This window comes from Embleya sp. NPDC055664 (genome assembly GCF_053618075.1).
Genome location: NZ_JBSHGZ010000001.1, coordinates 216014 through 233344, shown reverse-complemented (window position 1 = coordinate 233344; position 17331 = coordinate 216014). Strand labels below are relative to the sequence as shown.

The 17331-nt window shown below is 70.3% G+C and carries 16 protein-coding genes; 6 read left to right on the top strand and 10 right to left on the bottom strand.

From position 1 onward, the window contains the following. Window positions 1-42 precede the first annotated feature (42 nt). Both ACWGR4_RS00930 and ACWGR4_RS00925 read left to right on the top strand, forming a co-directional pair. Window positions 43-366, top strand: a complete 324-nt coding sequence (locus ACWGR4_RS00930; RefSeq protein WP_379996529.1) for a DUF2470 domain-containing protein — start codon at window positions 43-45, stop codon at window positions 364-366. Between the two features lie 273 nt (window positions 367-639). Then, window positions 640-2109, top strand: coding sequence for an MDR family MFS transporter (locus ACWGR4_RS00925; protein ID WP_452130165.1), 1470 nt, complete (start codon window positions 640-642; stop codon window positions 2107-2109). 379 nt (window positions 2110-2488) lie between these two features. Here ACWGR4_RS00925 and ACWGR4_RS00920 read toward each other — a convergent pair whose 3' ends face one another. Continuing rightward, on the bottom strand, window positions 2489-3706 hold the full coding sequence (locus ACWGR4_RS00920; protein ID WP_452130164.1) for a DUF1214 domain-containing protein: 1218 nt from the start codon (window positions 3704-3706) through the stop codon (window positions 2489-2491). A gap of 1 nt (window position 3707) precedes the next feature. Beyond that, window positions 3708-5003 (bottom strand): sulfotransferase family protein, encoded by a 1296-nt coding sequence (locus ACWGR4_RS00915; RefSeq protein WP_452130163.1) that lies wholly within the window; start codon window positions 5001-5003, stop codon window positions 3708-3710. A 262-nt stretch (window positions 5004-5265) separates the two neighbouring features. Here ACWGR4_RS00915 and cysC point away from each other — a divergent pair, with 262 nt between their 5' ends. After that, window positions 5266-5859 carry an adenylyl-sulfate kinase gene (gene cysC / locus ACWGR4_RS00910; RefSeq protein WP_078974805.1) on the top strand — a complete coding sequence of 198 codons (594 nt, stop codon included), beginning with the start codon at window positions 5266-5268 and terminating at the stop codon, window positions 5857-5859. A gap of 165 nt (window positions 5860-6024) precedes the next feature. On the opposite strand, the gene ACWGR4_RS00905 is transcribed toward cysC, so the two are convergent. The 7 genes from ACWGR4_RS00905 to ACWGR4_RS00875 form a co-directional block, all read right to left on the bottom strand. Beyond that, entirely contained in the window at window positions 6025-7695 is a 1671-nt protein-coding gene (locus ACWGR4_RS00905) for an MFS transporter (RefSeq protein ID WP_379996521.1), read from the bottom strand. 1301 nt (window positions 7696-8996) lie between these two features. Further along, complete coding sequence (locus ACWGR4_RS00900) at window positions 8997-9998, bottom strand: TIGR03617 family F420-dependent LLM class oxidoreductase (protein WP_452130162.1); 1002 nt, start codon at window positions 9996-9998, stop codon at window positions 8997-8999. Between the two features lie 50 nt (window positions 9999-10048). Next, window positions 10049-10936, bottom strand: coding sequence for an enoyl-CoA hydratase/isomerase family protein (locus ACWGR4_RS00895; protein ID WP_452130161.1), 888 nt, complete (start codon window positions 10934-10936; stop codon window positions 10049-10051). A 191-nt stretch (window positions 10937-11127) separates the two neighbouring features. Beyond that, a complete protein-coding gene (locus ACWGR4_RS00890) occupies window positions 11128-11610 on the bottom strand; it encodes a MarR family winged helix-turn-helix transcriptional regulator (protein WP_160161547.1) in 483 nt (160 codons plus the stop codon). A 310-nt stretch (window positions 11611-11920) separates the two neighbouring features. Then, the gene (locus ACWGR4_RS00885; RefSeq protein WP_452130160.1) at window positions 11921-12871 is read right to left on the bottom strand and encodes a cyclase family protein; all 951 of its coding nucleotides are present in this window, start codon (window positions 12869-12871) and stop codon (window positions 11921-11923) included. Between the two features lie 113 nt (window positions 12872-12984). Continuing rightward, on the bottom strand, window positions 12985-14091 hold the full coding sequence (locus tag ACWGR4_RS00880; protein WP_379996512.1) for an alcohol dehydrogenase catalytic domain-containing protein: 1107 nt from the start codon (window positions 14089-14091) through the stop codon (window positions 12985-12987). A gap of 185 nt (window positions 14092-14276) precedes the next feature. Beyond that, window positions 14277-14753: a GNAT family N-acetyltransferase gene (locus ACWGR4_RS00875; RefSeq protein ID WP_379997308.1), complete on the bottom strand. Its 477-nt coding sequence runs from the start codon at window positions 14751-14753 to the stop codon at window positions 14277-14279. 239 nt (window positions 14754-14992) lie between these two features. Between ACWGR4_RS00875 and ACWGR4_RS00870 the strand changes: the two genes are divergently transcribed. The 3 genes from ACWGR4_RS00870 to ACWGR4_RS00860 all read left to right on the top strand — a co-directional run bounded on the left by ACWGR4_RS00870 (window position 14993) and on the right by ACWGR4_RS00860 (window position 16827). Beyond that, window positions 14993-15586, top strand: coding sequence for a hypothetical protein (locus ACWGR4_RS00870; protein WP_452130159.1), 594 nt, complete (start codon window positions 14993-14995; stop codon window positions 15584-15586). Window positions 15587-15755: 169 nt separating this feature from the next. After that, window positions 15756-16109 carry a hypothetical protein gene (locus tag ACWGR4_RS00865; protein WP_078974814.1) on the top strand — a complete coding sequence of 118 codons (354 nt, stop codon included), beginning with the start codon at window positions 15756-15758 and terminating at the stop codon, window positions 16107-16109. A gap of 151 nt (window positions 16110-16260) precedes the next feature. Beyond that, entirely contained in the window at window positions 16261-16827 is a 567-nt protein-coding gene (locus ACWGR4_RS00860) for a hypothetical protein (protein WP_452130158.1), read from the top strand. A gap of 19 nt (window positions 16828-16846) precedes the next feature. Here the strand turns inward: ACWGR4_RS00860 and ACWGR4_RS00855 are convergent, their stop codons facing one another. Beyond that, the gene (locus tag ACWGR4_RS00855; RefSeq protein WP_379996506.1) at window positions 16847-17308 is read right to left on the bottom strand and encodes a winged helix-turn-helix transcriptional regulator; all 462 of its coding nucleotides are present in this window, start codon (window positions 17306-17308) and stop codon (window positions 16847-16849) included. Window positions 17309-17331: the final 23 nt, after the last annotated feature.

Sequence of the window (17331 nt, the reverse complement as noted above, 5' to 3'; positions counted from 1 at the left end):
CCCCCACCGCATCCCCACCGCCGACCGCCGGAGGCGACCCGCATGAGCGAGGCGACCGTCAACCCGTTCGGAGCGGACGCGATCACCGCCGTCTGCAAGCACATGAACGACGACCACCCCGACGACTGCCTGCTGATCGCACGCGGTCTGGGCGGCCGGCCGGAGGCCACCTCGGCGACGATGACCGGCCTGGACGGCGACGCGGCCTACTACTCGGCGATCGTGGCGGGTGCGCCGGTCGAGGTCCGAGTGCCGTGGAGCCGTTCGATCACCGAGCGCCGGGACGTCCGGATCGAGGTCGTCGCGCAGTACAACGCGGCGTGCGAGGCATTGGGCCTGCCGCCCCGGGGCGAGGGCGAGCACTGAGCGCGCGAGCGGGGAACCGACGGGCGAAGCGGCCCGACCACCTGTAGGACGGGGTAAAGAACGGGGTAACGAGCGTCACGCCGACGGTCCGGGAGGAAGGTCTCCCGGACCGTCGGCGTTGTGGTGTCCGGGGCGCGGGGGCCGGGAACGCGCCCGGGCCGCAAATAACCTGTGGGCTACACGCGTACGAAAAGATATACTGAGCTTCGCTCAGTATAAATAAGCTGCGCCCGCTCTCCCCCTCCTCGCCTCCTGATTGAAGGCCCCACCCGTATGCCGCCCATATCCGCGTCACGTCTCAGCCAGAAGGTCGTGGTCGGCGCCGTCTTCGTCGCCGCGATGTTCGTCAACATCCTCGACGTCACCATCATCAACGTCGCGCTGCCCGCCATCGGCAAGGACCTCGGCGCGTCCCAGGCGTCGCTCGCCACGGTCGCCGTCGGCTACCTGGTCAGTCTCGCGGTGTTCATCCCCGCGTCCGGGTGGCTGGGCGACCGGTTCGGCACCAAGCGCGTCTTCCTGATCGCGCTGGCCCTGTTCACCGGCGCGTCCGCGCTGTGCGGCCTGGCGCAGAGCATCGACCAACTGGTGCTCTTCCGCATCCTCCAGGGCGCGGGCGGCGGCATGCTGACGCCGGTCGGCATGGCGATGATGTTCCGGGTCTTCCCGCCCGAGGAGCGGGTCCGCGCCTCGCGCATCCTGATGGTGCCCACGGCGCTGGCCCCCGCGCTCGGTCCCGTGCTCGGCGGGTTGCTCGTGGACAAGGCGTCCTGGCACTGGGTCTTCTACATCAACCTGCCGGTGGGCGTGGCCGCGTTCGTGTTCGGCCTGATGTTCCTGGAGGAGTACCGCAACCCCAAGGCGGGCCGCTTCGACCTGCCCGGTTTCGTACTGTCCGGGGCCGGCTTCGCACTGCTGATGTACGCGCTGAGCGAGGGCGCGACCAAGGGCTGGGGCTCGCCGATCATCCTGTCCACCGGGATCGTGGGGCTGCTCCTGTGCGTGGCGATGGTCTTCGTCGAACTGCGGGTCAAGGAGCCGATGCTGCACCTGCGGCTGCTCCGGGACCGGCTGTTCGTCAGCACGAACGTGGTGTCGATGGTCAACTCGGCGGCGTTCCTGGGTGTGCTGTACGTCTTCCCACTGATGCAGCAGCAGGCGTTCGGGAAGTCGGCCCTGGAGACGGGTCTGCTCACCTTCCCGGAGGCGTTCGGCGTGGTGATCGCCACCCAGTGGGTCTCGCGCCTGTACCCGGTGGTCGGCCCGCGCCGACTGATGGCGGGCGGCCTGCTCGGGATCGGCGCGTGTGCGTCGCTGCTCGCGCTGGTCGACGGGGACACGGCAGCCGTGCTGATCGTGGTGCTGATGTTCTGCACCGGCGCGTCGATGGCGCACGTGATGATCCCGATGCAGGCGGCGGCTTTCGCGCGGACCGCGCCGGCGGACAACGGCCGCGCCTCGACGATCTTCAACGTGCAGCGCCAGCTCGGCTCGGCCCTGGGCGTGGCACTGCTGGCCAGCATCCTGGCCGGCATCGGCACGATGACCGGCCACGGCGGCGGCGCGCCGACCCCGAACCTGCACGCGTACCACGTAGCGTTCCTGGTCGCCGCGGCCCTGGCAGTCCTCGGCGCCATCGCCGCCCTGACCATCCGCGACAACGACGCAGCCTCCACACTCCGCAAAAACCCGGAGCCCACCACGACAACCCCGACCCCGTCCACGGAACCGGCCAAGGTCTGACCCAAACCTCGCGTGGGCCCACACCAACCGGGAGACACCCACCCCACCCCGTCCGGGCCCCACGCGCCGAGGGGAACGGCACCAACTCAGCCGGCCCCTTCCGGCGCAGCCCACGCGTCGAAGGGAACCTCACCACCTCCAGCCCGTCCGGCGTTTGAGGACGCCCGCCGCAGGCGCCACGGACCGCAACCAACGGCACCAAGCACAACCAACACCAGCCCACCCGGCGCGAAGCCCGCGCGTCGAGGGGAACGGCACCGCCTCCAGCCCGTCCGGCGTTTGAGGACGCCCGCCGCAGGCGCAACCAACCGCAGCCGCCGGCCGCACGCAACGACCCACCACCCGGCCGCCAGGCTCGGGCCCGGGCCCGAGCCCGGGTTCAGGCCCGGAACCGCCAGGCCACGTGTTCCGCGCGCCTTCGCAGGGACTCGTGCCGCTCGGCGGCCCCGATCGTGCGCGTCGACGGGTGCACGTGCTCCCGCACCGACGTGCGCGGAACGACCACCGCCCGAACCGCCGGCTGCGCGTACGGGTCGAGCCACCGGTGCGTGGCGAAGACCTCCGCCCGCCCCTCGGTGTCCAGCCAATTCGGCACGCCCGGATCCACCGCCCCGATCACGACCCGGATCCACCCGTCCGGATCGTGCTCGGCCTGCACGTGGTTCAGCGAGGTCTGCCGGTTGGCGAAGTCGAGCGATTCGAACCAGCCGGGGCTGTACAGCTGCAGGTCCCACTGCCCGGAAACCCGGGGATCGGTCTCGACCACAAGCACCTGATCATCCGTCAGCCGCACCCGCGCAAAGCCGTAGACGACCTCCTTGACCCCACCGGCCACCGTCGAGGGCGTACTGAACGTGTTCACCGGCTGCCGATCACCCGTCGCCCGAACCCAGTCGTTCCAGACCTCGATCGAGTTCTCCACCGAGGTCGCCGCGCCGGCCAGCATGCCCGCGACCCGCTCCGGGGTGACCCGCGAGGCCGGTCGCCCCTGGGTGTCCAGGCGTTCCAGAGCGAGCATCGCGGGTTGTTCCGGCGTCCAGTCGAAGTAGTAGTCGCGCACATGCAACACCCGCGCGTCCGGCGTGAGTTCGATCCAATTGCCCGGCTGCCGGTCGGCACTGAGCACGATCTCGACCGTATCGCCCGGCCCCACACCCAGCACGGTGGAGGAGGTCTCCGCCAACACCTCGGTGCGCCCCGCGTGCATGTCCCCCGGCTTGACCTGGAGTACGAACTTCTCGCAGGCGTTCATGGTCACGGTCAGGCGGTACACGCCGTCCCCGGCGATCGGCGCACGCCGCGCGTTCTGGTCCACGTTCGGGCCGCCCCAGCGGTAGGCCAGGTCGTTGTGGGTGAAGAAGGCCGGGTTCTCCGGATCGGTCGCGGCGAGTTGGTAGGTCAACCAGCACGCGACCTGATTGGCCAGGTGCCGGATGCCCTCGGCCCGGTCGGCGTCGGTCGCGCCGGGGAAGTCGGCCTCGAGAATACGATCGCCCAGCGCGGCCATGCGCTCGCAATAGGCGCGCCAGGCAGTGCCGTCGACCACACCGGAGGCGGAAGTGTCGGGCCGGGGCCGGTCGTTCGGGTCCAAGTGCACGTCAGATCTCTTCCGTCGGAACCCGGAACCGCTTCTGATAGTCCGTCAGTCGGGATCGTACGTCCTCCCGCTCCAGGCCGAGGTCGCCGAACGCATAGGCGTGCCGCCCGTGCCGCCCCTGCGGGCGCGCGGCCAGATACGCCCGCATCCGGCCCTCCGCCTCCGCACCGAACTCCAGCCCGAACCCGGCGTACAACTCCCGTACCACCACGATCGGATCGCGCATGAAGTCCGCGTAGGTCGAGTCGTGCCAGTCGGATTCGGCGATCCGGCCCGCGTCGCGAAACGCGGTGAGCCGGGCATAGGCGGTGCACCACAGGTCGCTCTGGGTCCGCGCGACGTCGCGGATGTCGGAGCGATTCCCGTACGCGTGGTGAATGGTGGCGATCAGGCTGCTCAGCGAGGCCAGCACGGTGAGCGGGTCGCGGTGGGTCACCGCCAGGCGCGCGTCGGGATACACGTCGACCAGCGCGTCCAGGGTCAGCAGGTGCGCGGGCGACTTGAGCACCCAGCGGGTCGCCCCCGGCGTACGTCGCTGCAGGATCTGCAGGACCAGCCGGTGGTAGGCGTACGCGGGCCGCATGTCGCAGTCGGCCAGCCACGCGGCGTACGACGGGATCGCGAACTGCCCGGTGAAGTCCTCGGAGCGGAACGCGAGCGCGTGCGCGCTGATGCACTCCTTGGGCAGCGTGCCGCTCTTCTCGTGGATCGCATCCATCGCGGGAACGGCCGCGGTGACGAAGCGAATCTCCCGCTCGGCGAGCGCGATGCGCGGATCGGCGTCGCGCGTGGCGGGCTCCGGCGGAGGGACGGGGCGCAGGAACTCCCAGGTGGTGGGCACCCGGTTGGCCGGATCGCGGGCGAGCAGCGCATGCAGGATCGAGGTGCCGGTGCGAGGGCCGCCGGTGACGAAGATCGGGCGCTCGATCTGCTCGTCGCGCACGCCGGGGTCGGCGCGGACGTAGCGGGCGACCTGGAGCCGGACGTCCAGGAGCCGATTCACCCAGGTATACGCCCACCAGCGGCCGACCCGGTCCAGATTCGCCTCGTGTTCGAGGGAATGGAGGAGGCGGTCCAGACCCTCGCGGAAGGCGGGGTCGGTGTCGGTGAGGGCGCGGTCGACGTCGGCGGTCTCCGGGTCGCCGGCCGGGTCCACCGCGCCGCCGGCCCGGGCGCGGGCCTCGCCGAGGAGGGTGTCGGCGTCGAAGGGGCGGTCGAGGTCGTCGGTGAGCGGTGGGATGGCGCCGGCCGCCAGGATCTCGGTCCAGGCGGCGCGTTGTGGTGGTGTCCAGGCCATGGCCGGTCGGCCTCCCTCACGTTCGGGTCTCACATCTCGCGTCTCGCGTCTCGCGTGTCGCGTCTCGGGCCCGGGCGGGTGTGGCTCGGTCCCGCGCGCAGGTTAGCTCTTTGTGAAGGTAAATCTGAAGAGGCGTCAGATTCGCATCGGTTTCGCGAATCGCCTGCTCGGCGTCCGGGTGCTGGACCGGGACCGGGCCGCGCCCGGGCGCCCCGTACGGTACGAATCCTCGGGTTCAATGCGAACGGGCGGATGGAGAGTCGTGAGCGAGCGCAACGTGGTCTGGCACGAGGGCGGAGTGACGCGCGAGCAGCGTCCGTCGCTCGGGGCGACGGTCTGGTTCACCGGCCTGTCGGGTTCGGGCAAGTCGACGGTCGCGGTGATCGCCGAACGGCTGCTGGTCGAGCGCGGGGTCACCGCGTATCGCCTGGACGGCGACAACGTGCGGCTGGGCCTGAACGGTGACCTGGGCTTCGGCGCCGAGGACCGGACCGAGAACATCCGCCGGGTCGGCGAGGTGGCCAGGCTGTTCGCCGACGCGGGCGTGGTCGCGATCGTCCCGGTGATCAGCCCGTACCGCGCCGACCGCGACCGGGTCCGCGCGCTGCACGCCCGGGACGGGTTGCCGTTCCTGGAGGTGTTCGTCGACACCCCGATCGAGGAGTGCGAACGCCGCGACCCGAAGGGCCTGTATGCGAAGGCCCGGCGCGGCGAGATCGGCGACTTCACCGGCATCTCCGCCCCGTACGAGGCCCCTGAGAAGCCGGAGTTGCGCCTCACCCCGGCGGACGGCGACCCGGAACAGCAGGCGGAGCGGCTGCTGGCGTTGTTGGAGACGATGGTGGGCGAGGGATAGTCGGCCGGGTCGCCGACCGAATCACTGGCGGGTATCGCCGACGCGGCGTCAGATCCGGTGAATCCCCCTCGGATCCACGGGTCCTGACGCCGCGTCACACACCGCGAGCGGGTGTGCGATCGGTGGTGCGGCCGGCTCGCGCCTGCGCGGGCGCACGCACAGGCGCTAGTGGAGCAGGCCGCCCGTGGCGGGCTTGCGGCCGTGCCGCATGACCAGCGCGATCACCAGCGCCAGCAGTCCGCATACGATCAGGATCCAGAAGCCGGTGGTGAAGGCGTCCGTGGTGTAGGTGCAGCCGCGCGGGTCGCAGGCGTCCTGAGTGGCCAGGCCCTGGCCGCTCGGCGCCGGACCGGTGATCCGCAGGCGGTTGTTGGTGAAGATCGGCGACAGCAGCGCGACGCCGACCGAGGCGCCGAAGGACTGGGCGACGACCAGCATGCTGGACGAGATGCCCTGCTGCTCCTGCGGCACGGCCTCGATGATCAGGTTCGGCGCGGCGGCGTAGTACATCCCGAAGCCGATGCCGTAGACCACGCCGCAGATCAGCATGAGCTGCCAAGAGTCGTGCATGAACACGTACATGAAGCCGGCCAGGGTCAGCGTCGTGACACCCACGATCATCGGCATCCGCAACCCGCTGCGCTGTCCCCAGAGGCCGGCCAGCGGGCCCGCGATCATGCTGGACATCGACTGCCAGATCAGTACGTGCAGGGCGAGGCCGAGGAGGGTGAAGCCGAGCGCGTAGTCGAGCGAGTCGTTGAACGACACCGCCGCCTTGACCTGGTCGGCGATGCCGGCCCACATCGCCTCGGGCGCGCCCATGGCCTTGGCGCTCTGGACGGCGCCGTCGCCGTACTTGTCGAGCGTGCTCTGCTTGACGTTGTCCGGGGTCAGGCCCATGTAGCTGGTCAGGTAGTTCTGGATGCCGATGATCATGTTGGCCAGGAACGCGATCCCGAGCACCAGGGCCACGCGCGGCGCGGTGAGCAACTTCAGGTCGATGATCGGGTTCTCCACCCGCTTCTCCCACAGCACCCACAGCCCGATCACGGCCACGCCGGCGAGCGCGTACCCGAACGCCGAGGGCTTGCCCCAGCCCCAGGCCTGTCCCTGGCTGATGTACAGCAGGATCAGCGCGAGTCCGCCGCCGAGGATGACGCCGCCGACGTAGTCCACCTTCTGTGGAACCCGCAGCTTGGACTCGGGCACCACGATCAGCAGCAGCGGGATCAGCACGGCCATGTAAACGACCAGGAACCAGAACAACGAGCGCCAGGAGTAGTGCTCGGTAAGCAGTCCGCCGACCACCGGCGCGAGCGCGGCGGACAACCCGAGCCCGGTGGCCGAGACGCCGATCGCGACCGGGATGAACTTGCGCGGCATCAGGTCGCGAATCAGCCCGTACACCACGGCGGTCATGCCGAAGGCCACCGCCTGGAGCGCCCGGCCGACCAGGAACAGCGGCCAGGAGCTGGTCACCGCGCAGATCAACGACCCGACCAGGAACGACACGCTGGTCGCGAGCAGCAGCCGCTTCTTCCCGTAGACATCGGAAAGCTTGCCGATCAGGGGGCTGACCGCGCCGCCGACGAGGCCCAGGATCACCACCATCCACGAAATGCTCTCGCCGACGGACCGGAACGACGGGGCGATCTCCGGCACGGCCGAGGAGATCATCGCGTACTGGAGCGGCACGACCTCGGAGAACATCACGACGACGGCCAGGACGGCGAACACCCGGCCCTTGGAGACCCCTTCCAGTCGACCGGTGTCGACGGAGGACGGGTCGGATCCGGGCTCCGGCGGCTTCGCGGATACTTCAACGGTCGCAGACATACCGGTACTTTCCGTTCTGTGCAGGGACGCGCACCGGACACGTGTCACTAGGGCGACACGCCCGGTTTTGTACGGAATATGCGGGGGCAAAACGCCACTCGGCCTCGATGAGGCCGGCATGTCTCGTGGACATCGCCAACCGGATCGGTGCACTCCAGCCGAACTGATTGACAGTGTTTAGCACGCCGGGGAAGTGCGCGGAAGGGTGAGGGCGGGAGAATTGGGAGGTTGATCCCGCTTTAGTATACAAATTCCCTGACGGGCCGTCAGCTCCCTGTCGGGGTCTGGGACGGGGTCTGGGACGGGGTCTGGCGGCCCGAGGCGCGTGGGGGTGGGAGTGGGAGTGGGGGCGTTACGACTCTGCCGTGCCCGACCGGTCGCACGGGGGCACGGGGTTCTCCGGCAAGACAAGGCCGTTGGCCCCGAGCGGGCGCCGGGCAACGGGTCCGCCGGGAGCCTTCCCGAGTGGGTGGGGTGTTTCCGGCGCGCGTTGCGCTTGTGGTTGCGGGTGGCCGGTGCGGGGCCGGTCTGCATCGGTGGTGGGCCGCCGCCGGTGTGCGGGGATCCGAGACTCCGGCTTTTGGCGAGACGGGCGCGTTGGTCGGCTTAAAAGCGGCCGGCAGCGGCGGGCGGGGTGGGTGCTCGGGTTGGGTTCGCCGGGCGTGCGTTCCGGAGTGGGTCGGGCAGGGCATTTCTTCGAGATGCAGTGGGCGGGTGTGGGGCGAGAGTTCACGAAACCGGACGGCGTTGGGTGCCGTGGCCTCGGTGTGGGAGAAAACCGCAGGTCAGCGCGGAGAGGAGAGCGTTTGGGGTGCCTCGGGATCCGATTTCGGCTCTCGCTGGGCACTTTCGGTCGTCTTGACGGCCTCTTTGGAGTGGCAGTGTTCGAAGCCGGCTCCGAGTGTGCGGTTTCGGTCTTCGCTCCGGCGTTGAGGGGGTCGGAGCGCACGAAACCGGCACTCGTCGCCCGACTTTCCGCCTCGACCTCGCAAAACCGCAGGTCACCGAGCCTCGAAGCCCACAACCACCCATCGCTATCCGGTTTCGAGCCCCAACTCCCCTCCAACGCCCCCGCAACGTCCCGACCCACCCGGGAAAGCTCCCCGGAGGGCACGACCCGAGCGCTCTCCGGCCCCCGCTGCCGGCCGGTTTTCACCGACCAACACGCCCGCCTCGCCGGAAGCTTCCGGTCTCGGATCCCCGCACGCCGGCGGCGGCCCACCACCGACTCAGACCAACCCCGCACCAGCCACCCGCCACCCGCCACCCGCCACCGACAGCGCAGCGCTCGCCGGGAACGCTCAGCTCCGTTCGTGGAACTGGCGTGTCACCTCTGTCCAGCGTTCGAGCAAGGCCGGGTTCTCGCGCCAAGTGCTCACTGCCGAGTATGCGACCACTCGGGTTGCCACCCCTTCGTAGCGGGTCAGGAGGGACTGGGCCAGGTCGGTCCACGGGGCCGTTACCGTGAGGGTGTCCAGGATCTCGTCGGTGATGGCGGTGGCCATGGCCTGGCGGTCCTTGGTGGCGAAGAGGCGGTTGAGGCGGGGTTGGAGGTCGTTCCAGCCGTGGGTTTCGAAGACCTTCGCGTAGCCGGGGGTCGAGCCGTAGAAGGCCAAGCGCAGGCGCAGCTTCTCGCGTTCGGTCTCGATCTCCTCGTCGGTGTCGCCGGTGGCCGTCATCACCGGGCAGACCAGCGCGAAGTCGTCGGCCGCGCCGCCGGTTGCCAGTTCGGGGCGGACCACCTCGTCGATGTAGCGCACGCTGTGCAGCGGGTGGACGTGCAGGCCGTCGGCCACCTCGCCGATCATGCGCAACATCCACGGGTTGACCCCGGCCAGGTAGATCGGCGGGTCGGCGATCGAGCCGCCCGGCGTCCACTCCGGCGTCATCAGGGTGAACCGGTAGAAGTCGCCCTTGAACCGCAGCCGTTCCTCGCCGCGGAAGGCCGCCCAGATCGCCCGCAGCGCGCCGACGTACTCGCGCAGTCGCGGGCCCGGCCGGTCGAACTCGGCGGAGTAGCGCCGTTCGATGTGCGGCCGCACCTGGGTACCCAGGCCCAGTACGAACCGGCCGCCGGTCGCCTCGGCCAACTCCCAGGCCGCCGACGCGGTGACCATCGGGCTTCGGGCGAACGCGACCGCGATGCCCGTTCCGACGGTCAGGTGCTCGGTGGCCAGCGCCGCGGCGGTGGCGGCGGTGTACGCGGTGCGGCCGCCCTCGGTGAGCCACAGGCCGTCGAACCCGGCGCGCTCTGTGGCGGCGGCGGCCCGTTGCATGTCGCGGAGGGTGAGGCCGGCTGCCATGACATCGAGCTGAGGGGTTGTCAGGCGACGGGGTGTCGGCGGAGAGGGGGTCACTGGTGCTCCTGTCGTACCGAAGGGGCCGGCTGTTGCGATGATTCCGCCGCCAGTACACCGTCCCACGCGCCGGTGACCGTGCCGGTCCAGCGTGGTGTGCGCCGTTCGGACCACGCGCGCGGGCCCTCGCGGGCGTCGTCGGTGCCCATCAGCACGCGGTGGTAGGCGGTTTCCAGGCGTTCGACCTCGTCGAGCCCGGCATCGGCCCACAGCAGTCGTTTGGTGAGCGCCGCCGACACCGGGTGCACGTTGGTCGCGATGTCGCGCGCGATCTCCAGCGCGGCGGGCAGCACCTCGTCGGCGGGCAACGCGCGGGACACCAGGCCGAGTACGGCCGCCTCGGCGCCGCGGAAGGTGCGCCCGGTCAGCAGGATGTCGGCGGCCACCGCCCGCGACGTGGCCGCCGGTACCGTCCAGTGCGACTGGGCGTCGGGGACCATGCCGCGCCGAACCTGTGGAATCGCCAGCTTGGCGTCCGCGGCCACGAGCCGGATGTCGCACTGCATCGCCAGCGTGAAACCGATGCCGATCGCGTGCCCGTTGATCGCCGCGATCACCGGCTTGCGCACCTCCCAGGCGGCCGGCCGCACCGGCGACGCGCTGAACTCCCGCGACCGCGCCGCCACTCCGCCCCCCGCGCTCGGCGCCGGCCCCGGCCCAGGCCCAGGCCCCGCGAAGCTGTCCGCCTCCGGCGACATGTCGGCGCCCGCGCAAAACGCCCGCCCCGCGCCGGTGAGTACCACCGCGCGCACCGCGTCGTCGGCGTCGCACCGCGCGTAGGCATCCCCGAGGGCCGAACCCATACCCCCGGAGAACACATTGAGTTTGTCGGGCCGATCCAGCGTGACGACGGCAACCCCGTCGCGGATGTCGAACTTGATCACCCTGGGACGGTAAGCGGGATCCTTGACCAAATCAAGTGATGACTTCGCGCATTCCGACCGCCCACCGCACCCGCGCGATTGCCCACAAAAATTGCCGGGGCCCGCCGTCGAATGTCACGAACGCAGCTGCTGCGAACGCCCGTACGGCCAACCCCGGCAATCAATATGGAATATGACGAACAGTCGGATGGTCAGACCGCGCTGTCCTCGACCTCGGCCGCGGGAATCTCACCCTGGGCCATCTCCTCGACGAATCGCTGCAGCAGCGTGGCGAACGTCTCGCGATCCTCGTCGCTCCAGCGGTCGAGCATCTCGCTCATCCGTCGATCCATGACGTCGTTCAACCGGCGCCGCACGGAATCGCCGCGCGGGGTGAGCGAGACGAGGCTGACCCGACCGTCGTCCGGACTGGGCGAGCGCCGGACGTAGCCGTCCCGCTCCAACTGGCCCACCTGGCGCGCGGTGGCGCCCGGGTCCATGTTCGTCATGCGCGCCAACTCCCCCATGGGGAGCGGGCCTTGCTTCTCGATTCGGCGCAGCAGCACATAGGCGGGCTGCGAGATGGTCGCGCCCGCCGCGGCGGCCTGGCCCGCGTACACTCGGCGGCTGGCGTGGCGCCGAAGCAGGGCCTCCAGCGCCCGCTGGATCGCTTCGACGTTTTCGGTGGAGTTCACCCCGCCATGATAGCAGTCCTTGACTACGTCAATTTAATACTGTGCGATAACGTGCATTACCCGTATCGGATTCCGGATTCCGTGCCCGAGCGGCCGGATCGGCCCGGTGGGCAACTCGGCAAATGCGTCGCATTGTGGAGTGGGTGCCTCGGTGCCTCGACGGATGTACGTGCGTGTACGGGCATGTGCGAGTGCGTACAGGCCTACCGGAGGCGGGTGTTGCGGGCTCGATCCGAGCGGTCGCCTCGGTCCCGACGGAGGAAACGAGACCGAGACGACCTGCCCATGGACTATGTCAGTCGTCCGACGATCAGACAATGGCAACCGGATTGATGGGACTGCCCGTTGCACCGGTGACCGGAAGCGGGGATACGCACAGCAGGCACGAATAGGTACCCGCCTGCGCCATGCCCTCCGCAAGATCGGTCAACCACAGGTGTTCGAGCAGCGGTACACCCGATTCCACCAGCAACGCGATATGTACCGACAGGAACCGGTCGTCAAACGGAATGCACTCGATCGCGCTGTTGTCGGCGCCCACGACGCTGATCTCCCGGTCCCGGACGTAGTCGACCGCGTCGAGCGACAGGCCGGGCTGGGCGAAGGACGGCTCGCGGCCGGATGCCTCGATCGCCCGGTATTCGTCGAGGTAGCCGGTCCGCACCAGCAACGCGTCGCCGGACCGCACCTCGGCCCCCTGCCGCTCGGCGCAACCCGCCAGATCCGCGGCGGTGATCCGGTAGCCGCCCTCCAGGTGCGGCGTGTCGAAGTGGCGGGGCAGGTCGAGCAGCACGGCCCGCGTCGCGAAGGCGCCCAGCTTGTCGATGCCACAGCGACCGGCGCCGGTGTGCGAGCGGAACGTGTCGGCCGGGAAGCCGTTGTAGAAGCGGCCCTTGGCTTGGACGTGGCACAGCGCGTCCATGTGGGTGAGGTTGTGTGACGGGATGATCAGCACGTCCTCGTTGGATCCGACGTCGCCGCCGCCCTCGAAGCCGTCGTACATTGCGTCGGTCTGACTCACCAGGGTCAACCGCTGCGGCGAGCCGCGGAAGTCGAAGGCCGGTTGGTTCCCGCGCGTGATGGGCAGCGCGAGGGAGTACGTGCGCCCGGTCCGGACCTCGTGCGCGGCGGCTCGCACCCCCTCCGGTTCGATCAGGTTCAGCGCCCCGCGCTCGTCCTCCGCGCCCCAGCGGCCCCAGTTGCCGCCGGGGGGCGGGGCGACGGACGACGCGGCCCCTTCGGTCGAGCGAGTCTCCGTCATGCCTGCCGCGATCCTCTCGGGGAACGGGTGAACGAATGAGCGGGGGAACGAACGAATGAGCGGGTGGACGGCTCCGCGACCCGGTCGGGCTTCGGCGTTTCGGGGCGGGCGGATCAGAACGCGATGACCCCGCGCGCGATCCGTCCGTGGTGCATGTCGTCGAGGACGTCGTGGAAGCCCTCCGCCGGATAGACCTTGGACACCAGCGCGTCCAGGTCGAACTTGCCCTGGCGGTACAGCTCGACGATGGTCCGGATGTCCTCGTGCGGACGTACGCCACCGGCCCGGGTGCCCAGGATGCCCCGGTCGCACTGGAGCAGGTTGGCGATCCGGATGCTCGCGGTCGCGGTCTGCGCCGGTTGGCCGACGGCGATCAGCGTGCCGCCCCAGTCCAGCGCCTCCATGGCGTTCTCGAGCACGGCCGGAATGCCGGTGCACTCGAAGATCCAGTCCACGCCGCCCGCGCCGAACACGCCGACCTTGACCTCGTCGCTGTACGGGAACAGGGTGCGGATCTCGTCGGCGACATCGACACCCTTGCCGGACTTGACGAAGTCGGTCGCGCCGAACGCGCCGGCCAGTTCGAACTTGCCGGGCACGGTGTCGATGCCGACCACCCGGCCCGCGCCCTTCAGGCGCAGCGCCTGGACGGCGGACAAACCGACGCCGCCGAGGCCGATCACCGCCGCGGTCTGCCCGGGGAGCACGTTGGCCCGGTTGAGTACGGCGCCCGCGCCGGTGACCACGCCGCACGGGACCAGGCACGCGGAGGTCAGCGGCACGTCCTTGGGGATGGACACGCACTGGATCTCCTTGACCAGGGTCAGCTCGGCGAAGGTGGAGGCCCCGGCGAAGTTCCACACCGGCTCGTCGCCGATCGCGAACGGCGTACCGCGGTTGCCCAGCGTCTGCCGACAGCGGTTCGGGTGTCCGGTCTGGCAGTGCCGGCACATCCCGCACGCGGCGATCGTGGTGATCACGACGTGGTCGCCCGGCGCGACCGCGCCGACCCCCGCGCCGACCTTCTCCACGATGCCGGCGCCCTCGTGGCCGAGCACGGACGGTGTGGGCCACTCGATCACGCCTTCGAGCACGCTGACGTCGCTGTGGCAGACACCGGTGGCGACGATCCGCACCAGGACCTCACCGGCCTCCGGATCACGTACGGTGACGTCGTCCCGGATCTCGGCGCCCGTGGCGGTGTGCAGGATCGCGCGCATGTACCGTCTCCTCGTTCCGGGCGGACGGCCCGCCGCGAGGTGTTTTCGCCGCGCCCCGGACCGGCCCACCCCAAGCCGAACACTCACATCCTTGGTCACTACAACCGATCTCGATTATTCATCGGTGTCCGGAGAGGTCAAGGCATACCGGGATGGGATCTGACGGACCGTCGGATCCGCGCGGGTCAGCCCACCGTGGGGCTGCGACGTTCCAGGAGGGTGACGTCGCGCCAGCGGTCGCGGTGGCGGCCGACGCGTTCGCGCACGCCGATGGTGCGGAAGCCGAGGGCGGCGTGCAGGGCGAGGCTGCCGGCGTTCTCGGGGAAGACGCCGGCCTGGATGGTCCATACGCCGGCTGCCTCGGTCGAGGCGATCTGGGCGGCGAGCAGCGCACGGCCGACGCCCCGGCCGGCCGCGTCGGGGTGGACGTATACCGAGGTCTCCACCACACCGTGGTAGACCGGGCGGCGCGAGGTCGCGCTCGCGGCCACCCACCCCAGCACCGCGCCGCCGGTCCCGTCGAGCGCGACGAAGCGGTGGTCGGGCAGCTTGCCCGCGTCGAACTCGGCCCAGTCGGGCGCGTGTTCCTGGAACGTGGCGTTGCCGGTATCGATGCCGAGCTGATAGATCGCGAGCACCGACTCCGCGTGCTCGGCGCGCATCGGCACGATCGTGACGGCGGCGAAATCGCGGCCGTCGGGGGCTGGGGCAGTCGAGGTCATGGCGTTCTCCGAGGACGGGACGATCCGGCGAACACGGCCGTCGGCAGCGATCGACGGGACGGTGAGCGGAGCCACGGGCACGGCTCCATCCTCACCCGCGCCCCCACGGGCCCCACACGGGGGTGGCCGCCGGCGATAGTCGCGTGCGTTCCCGCAGTCGCGCCGGTATAACTCGCCGGATGGGAACACACGCAGCGCAGGATCTGGAGGCGACGGTCGCGCACGCCGTCACCGTGTTGGCCGAGGCGACCGAAGGCGATCGGGACTGGTCGCGGCCGGCCGGCGACCTCGACTGGGACTGCTGGGACACGCTGGTCCACGTGGTCGGGGATCTGTACGGCTACGCGGGTCAGGTCGCGTCGAGTCGGATGGACGACTACGTCCCGGTCGACATCCACGCCGAGGACGACCCGACGCCGGCCCAGATGTTGTACGCGGTCCGTGCCGGCGGCACGATCCTGGCGTCGGTGGTCACCACGCAGCCGGACTCGAACCGCGCCTATCACCCGTACGGCGTCTCCGACCCGGACGGCTTCGCCGCGATGGGCATGGTCGAGGTGATGGTCCACATGCACGACATGGCGGCCGGGCTCGGCCTCGACTACCGGCCCGACCCGGAGATCTGCGCCCGCGTCCTGGCCCGGATGTTCCCCGACGCCCCCGCCGGCTTCGAGCCGTGGCCGGCCCTGCTGTGGTGTACCGGCCGCACCGAGTTGCCGGGCCATCCGCGCCGGGTGGGCAAGTGGCGTTGGAAGGGCGCCCCGGACGAGTAGAGCGGGAAACGTCCGAAACCGGAAAACGTTCGGGAGTGAGGATCCTTCGGGAGCGGAATTCTTCCCCGGTCGACGATCCGACCCCGGAATCGGGCCCCGGGAAACGGCACCTACGCTGCGGGCTACCAAGCGCCGATGCGCCTCGCGCTCGCACCCGAAGGAGCCCGCAATGACCGCACCTTCCCTGGATGGACTTCGCTTCGCCCCGCTCGGTCGGCCCGAGCACGGAGAGGTGGACGCGTCCACGCTGTTCGCGTACCACGAGGTGGACGGCCGGATCTGGGCCGAGTACGACGGCGGCGACATCGTGCACGGTCACCTCGTCGGTACCCGCGACGGGGACACGCTGGACTTCCGCTATGTGCAGTTGAACCGCTCCGGGGGCACCGCCTCCGGGCACTGCGTGAGCGCCGTCGTCGTATTGCCCGACGGTCGGATCCGGTTGGACGAGACCTGGGAGTGGGAGTCGCGCGAGGGCAACGGGACGAGCGCGGTGGAGCAGGTCGCCGAGACCGGGAACTGACGCCGGCGGCGGGTCCGGGCCGCGACGGGAGAGTCGCCCGGTGCCGTCGCGCGAGGACCCTCGGCACACCCTCCGTCCCCGGCACCCGGTCGGTTGTCGGACGTGGTACCTACGTTGGGCCGCAACGGACATCGCGACCGAAGGGGTGGCCATGGGGTTCAACGGGGACATCGTCGTTTTACGTGCGGACACGCCGCTGGCCGACCTGGCGCCGTATGTCGGCGGGGAGGGCCATCCGGTCTATGCCGAGTGGGCCTACCGCGACGGCTGGCGCGCGGTGCACGTGCGCCACTTCGAGGATCCGTACGCCTTCCAGGGCCCGTGGTTGACCGACCTGGCCGCCCGGACCGGCTCCCCCGTGCTGGTGTGCGGGGTGTTCGAGAGCGATGTCGCGCATGTCCAGGGACTGAGCGGGACGCACTTTTGGGAGGGGTGGCTCGACCCGGGCACCGCCGCCTCGCGGTTGGCGCAGAACCGGTGGGATCGGGGCGGCGGGCGGGGCGACTTCGCCCGGTTCCGGGACGAGGCCGCCGCGTGGCTGGAGCAGGACCGGCCGCGCGTCGCCGAGGCGGCGGTGCGGTGGGCGGCGGCGGCCGGTTACGAGGTGCGGCCCGAGCCGATCCTGGAGTTGTTGGGTTTGTGCCGGGATCCGTTCGTCGAGCAGCTGTTCTTCACCCTGCTCGACCACCTCGGGCTCACCGAAGTCCCGGGCAGGTAGCGCGGGTTCGCCCGGTCGGTCAGTCTTGGCCGACCTCGCCGACCCGCTCCACCTCGGTGTCCTCCGGCCGGATCGGACGGCCGTCCGCCGCACGCACCTCCAGGGTGCGCAGCGGGCGGCCGTCGCGTCGGTCCAGGAGCCTGGACATCGGCTCGCCGGGCCCGAACCAGTGCGCCTCGCCCCACTGCCGCAGCGCGACGACCACGGGGAACAGGTCGCGCCCCTTCGCGGTCAGCACGTATTCCCGGTAGGCGCTGCCGTCCGACGCGGGCACCGTCTCCAGGATCCCGCCGGCCACCAGGGCCCGCAGTCGGGCGGTCAGGATGTTCTTGGCCACCCCGAGACTGCGCTGGAACTCGCCGAACCGGCGGCTCCCGTCGAACGCGTCGCGCACGATCAGCAGCGACCACCAGTCGCCGATCGCGTCCACCGAGCGCGCCACCGGACAACTGTCCTCGTCCAACCGCGTGCGCTGCACCATGGCTCGTCCTCTCGCTCATCCCA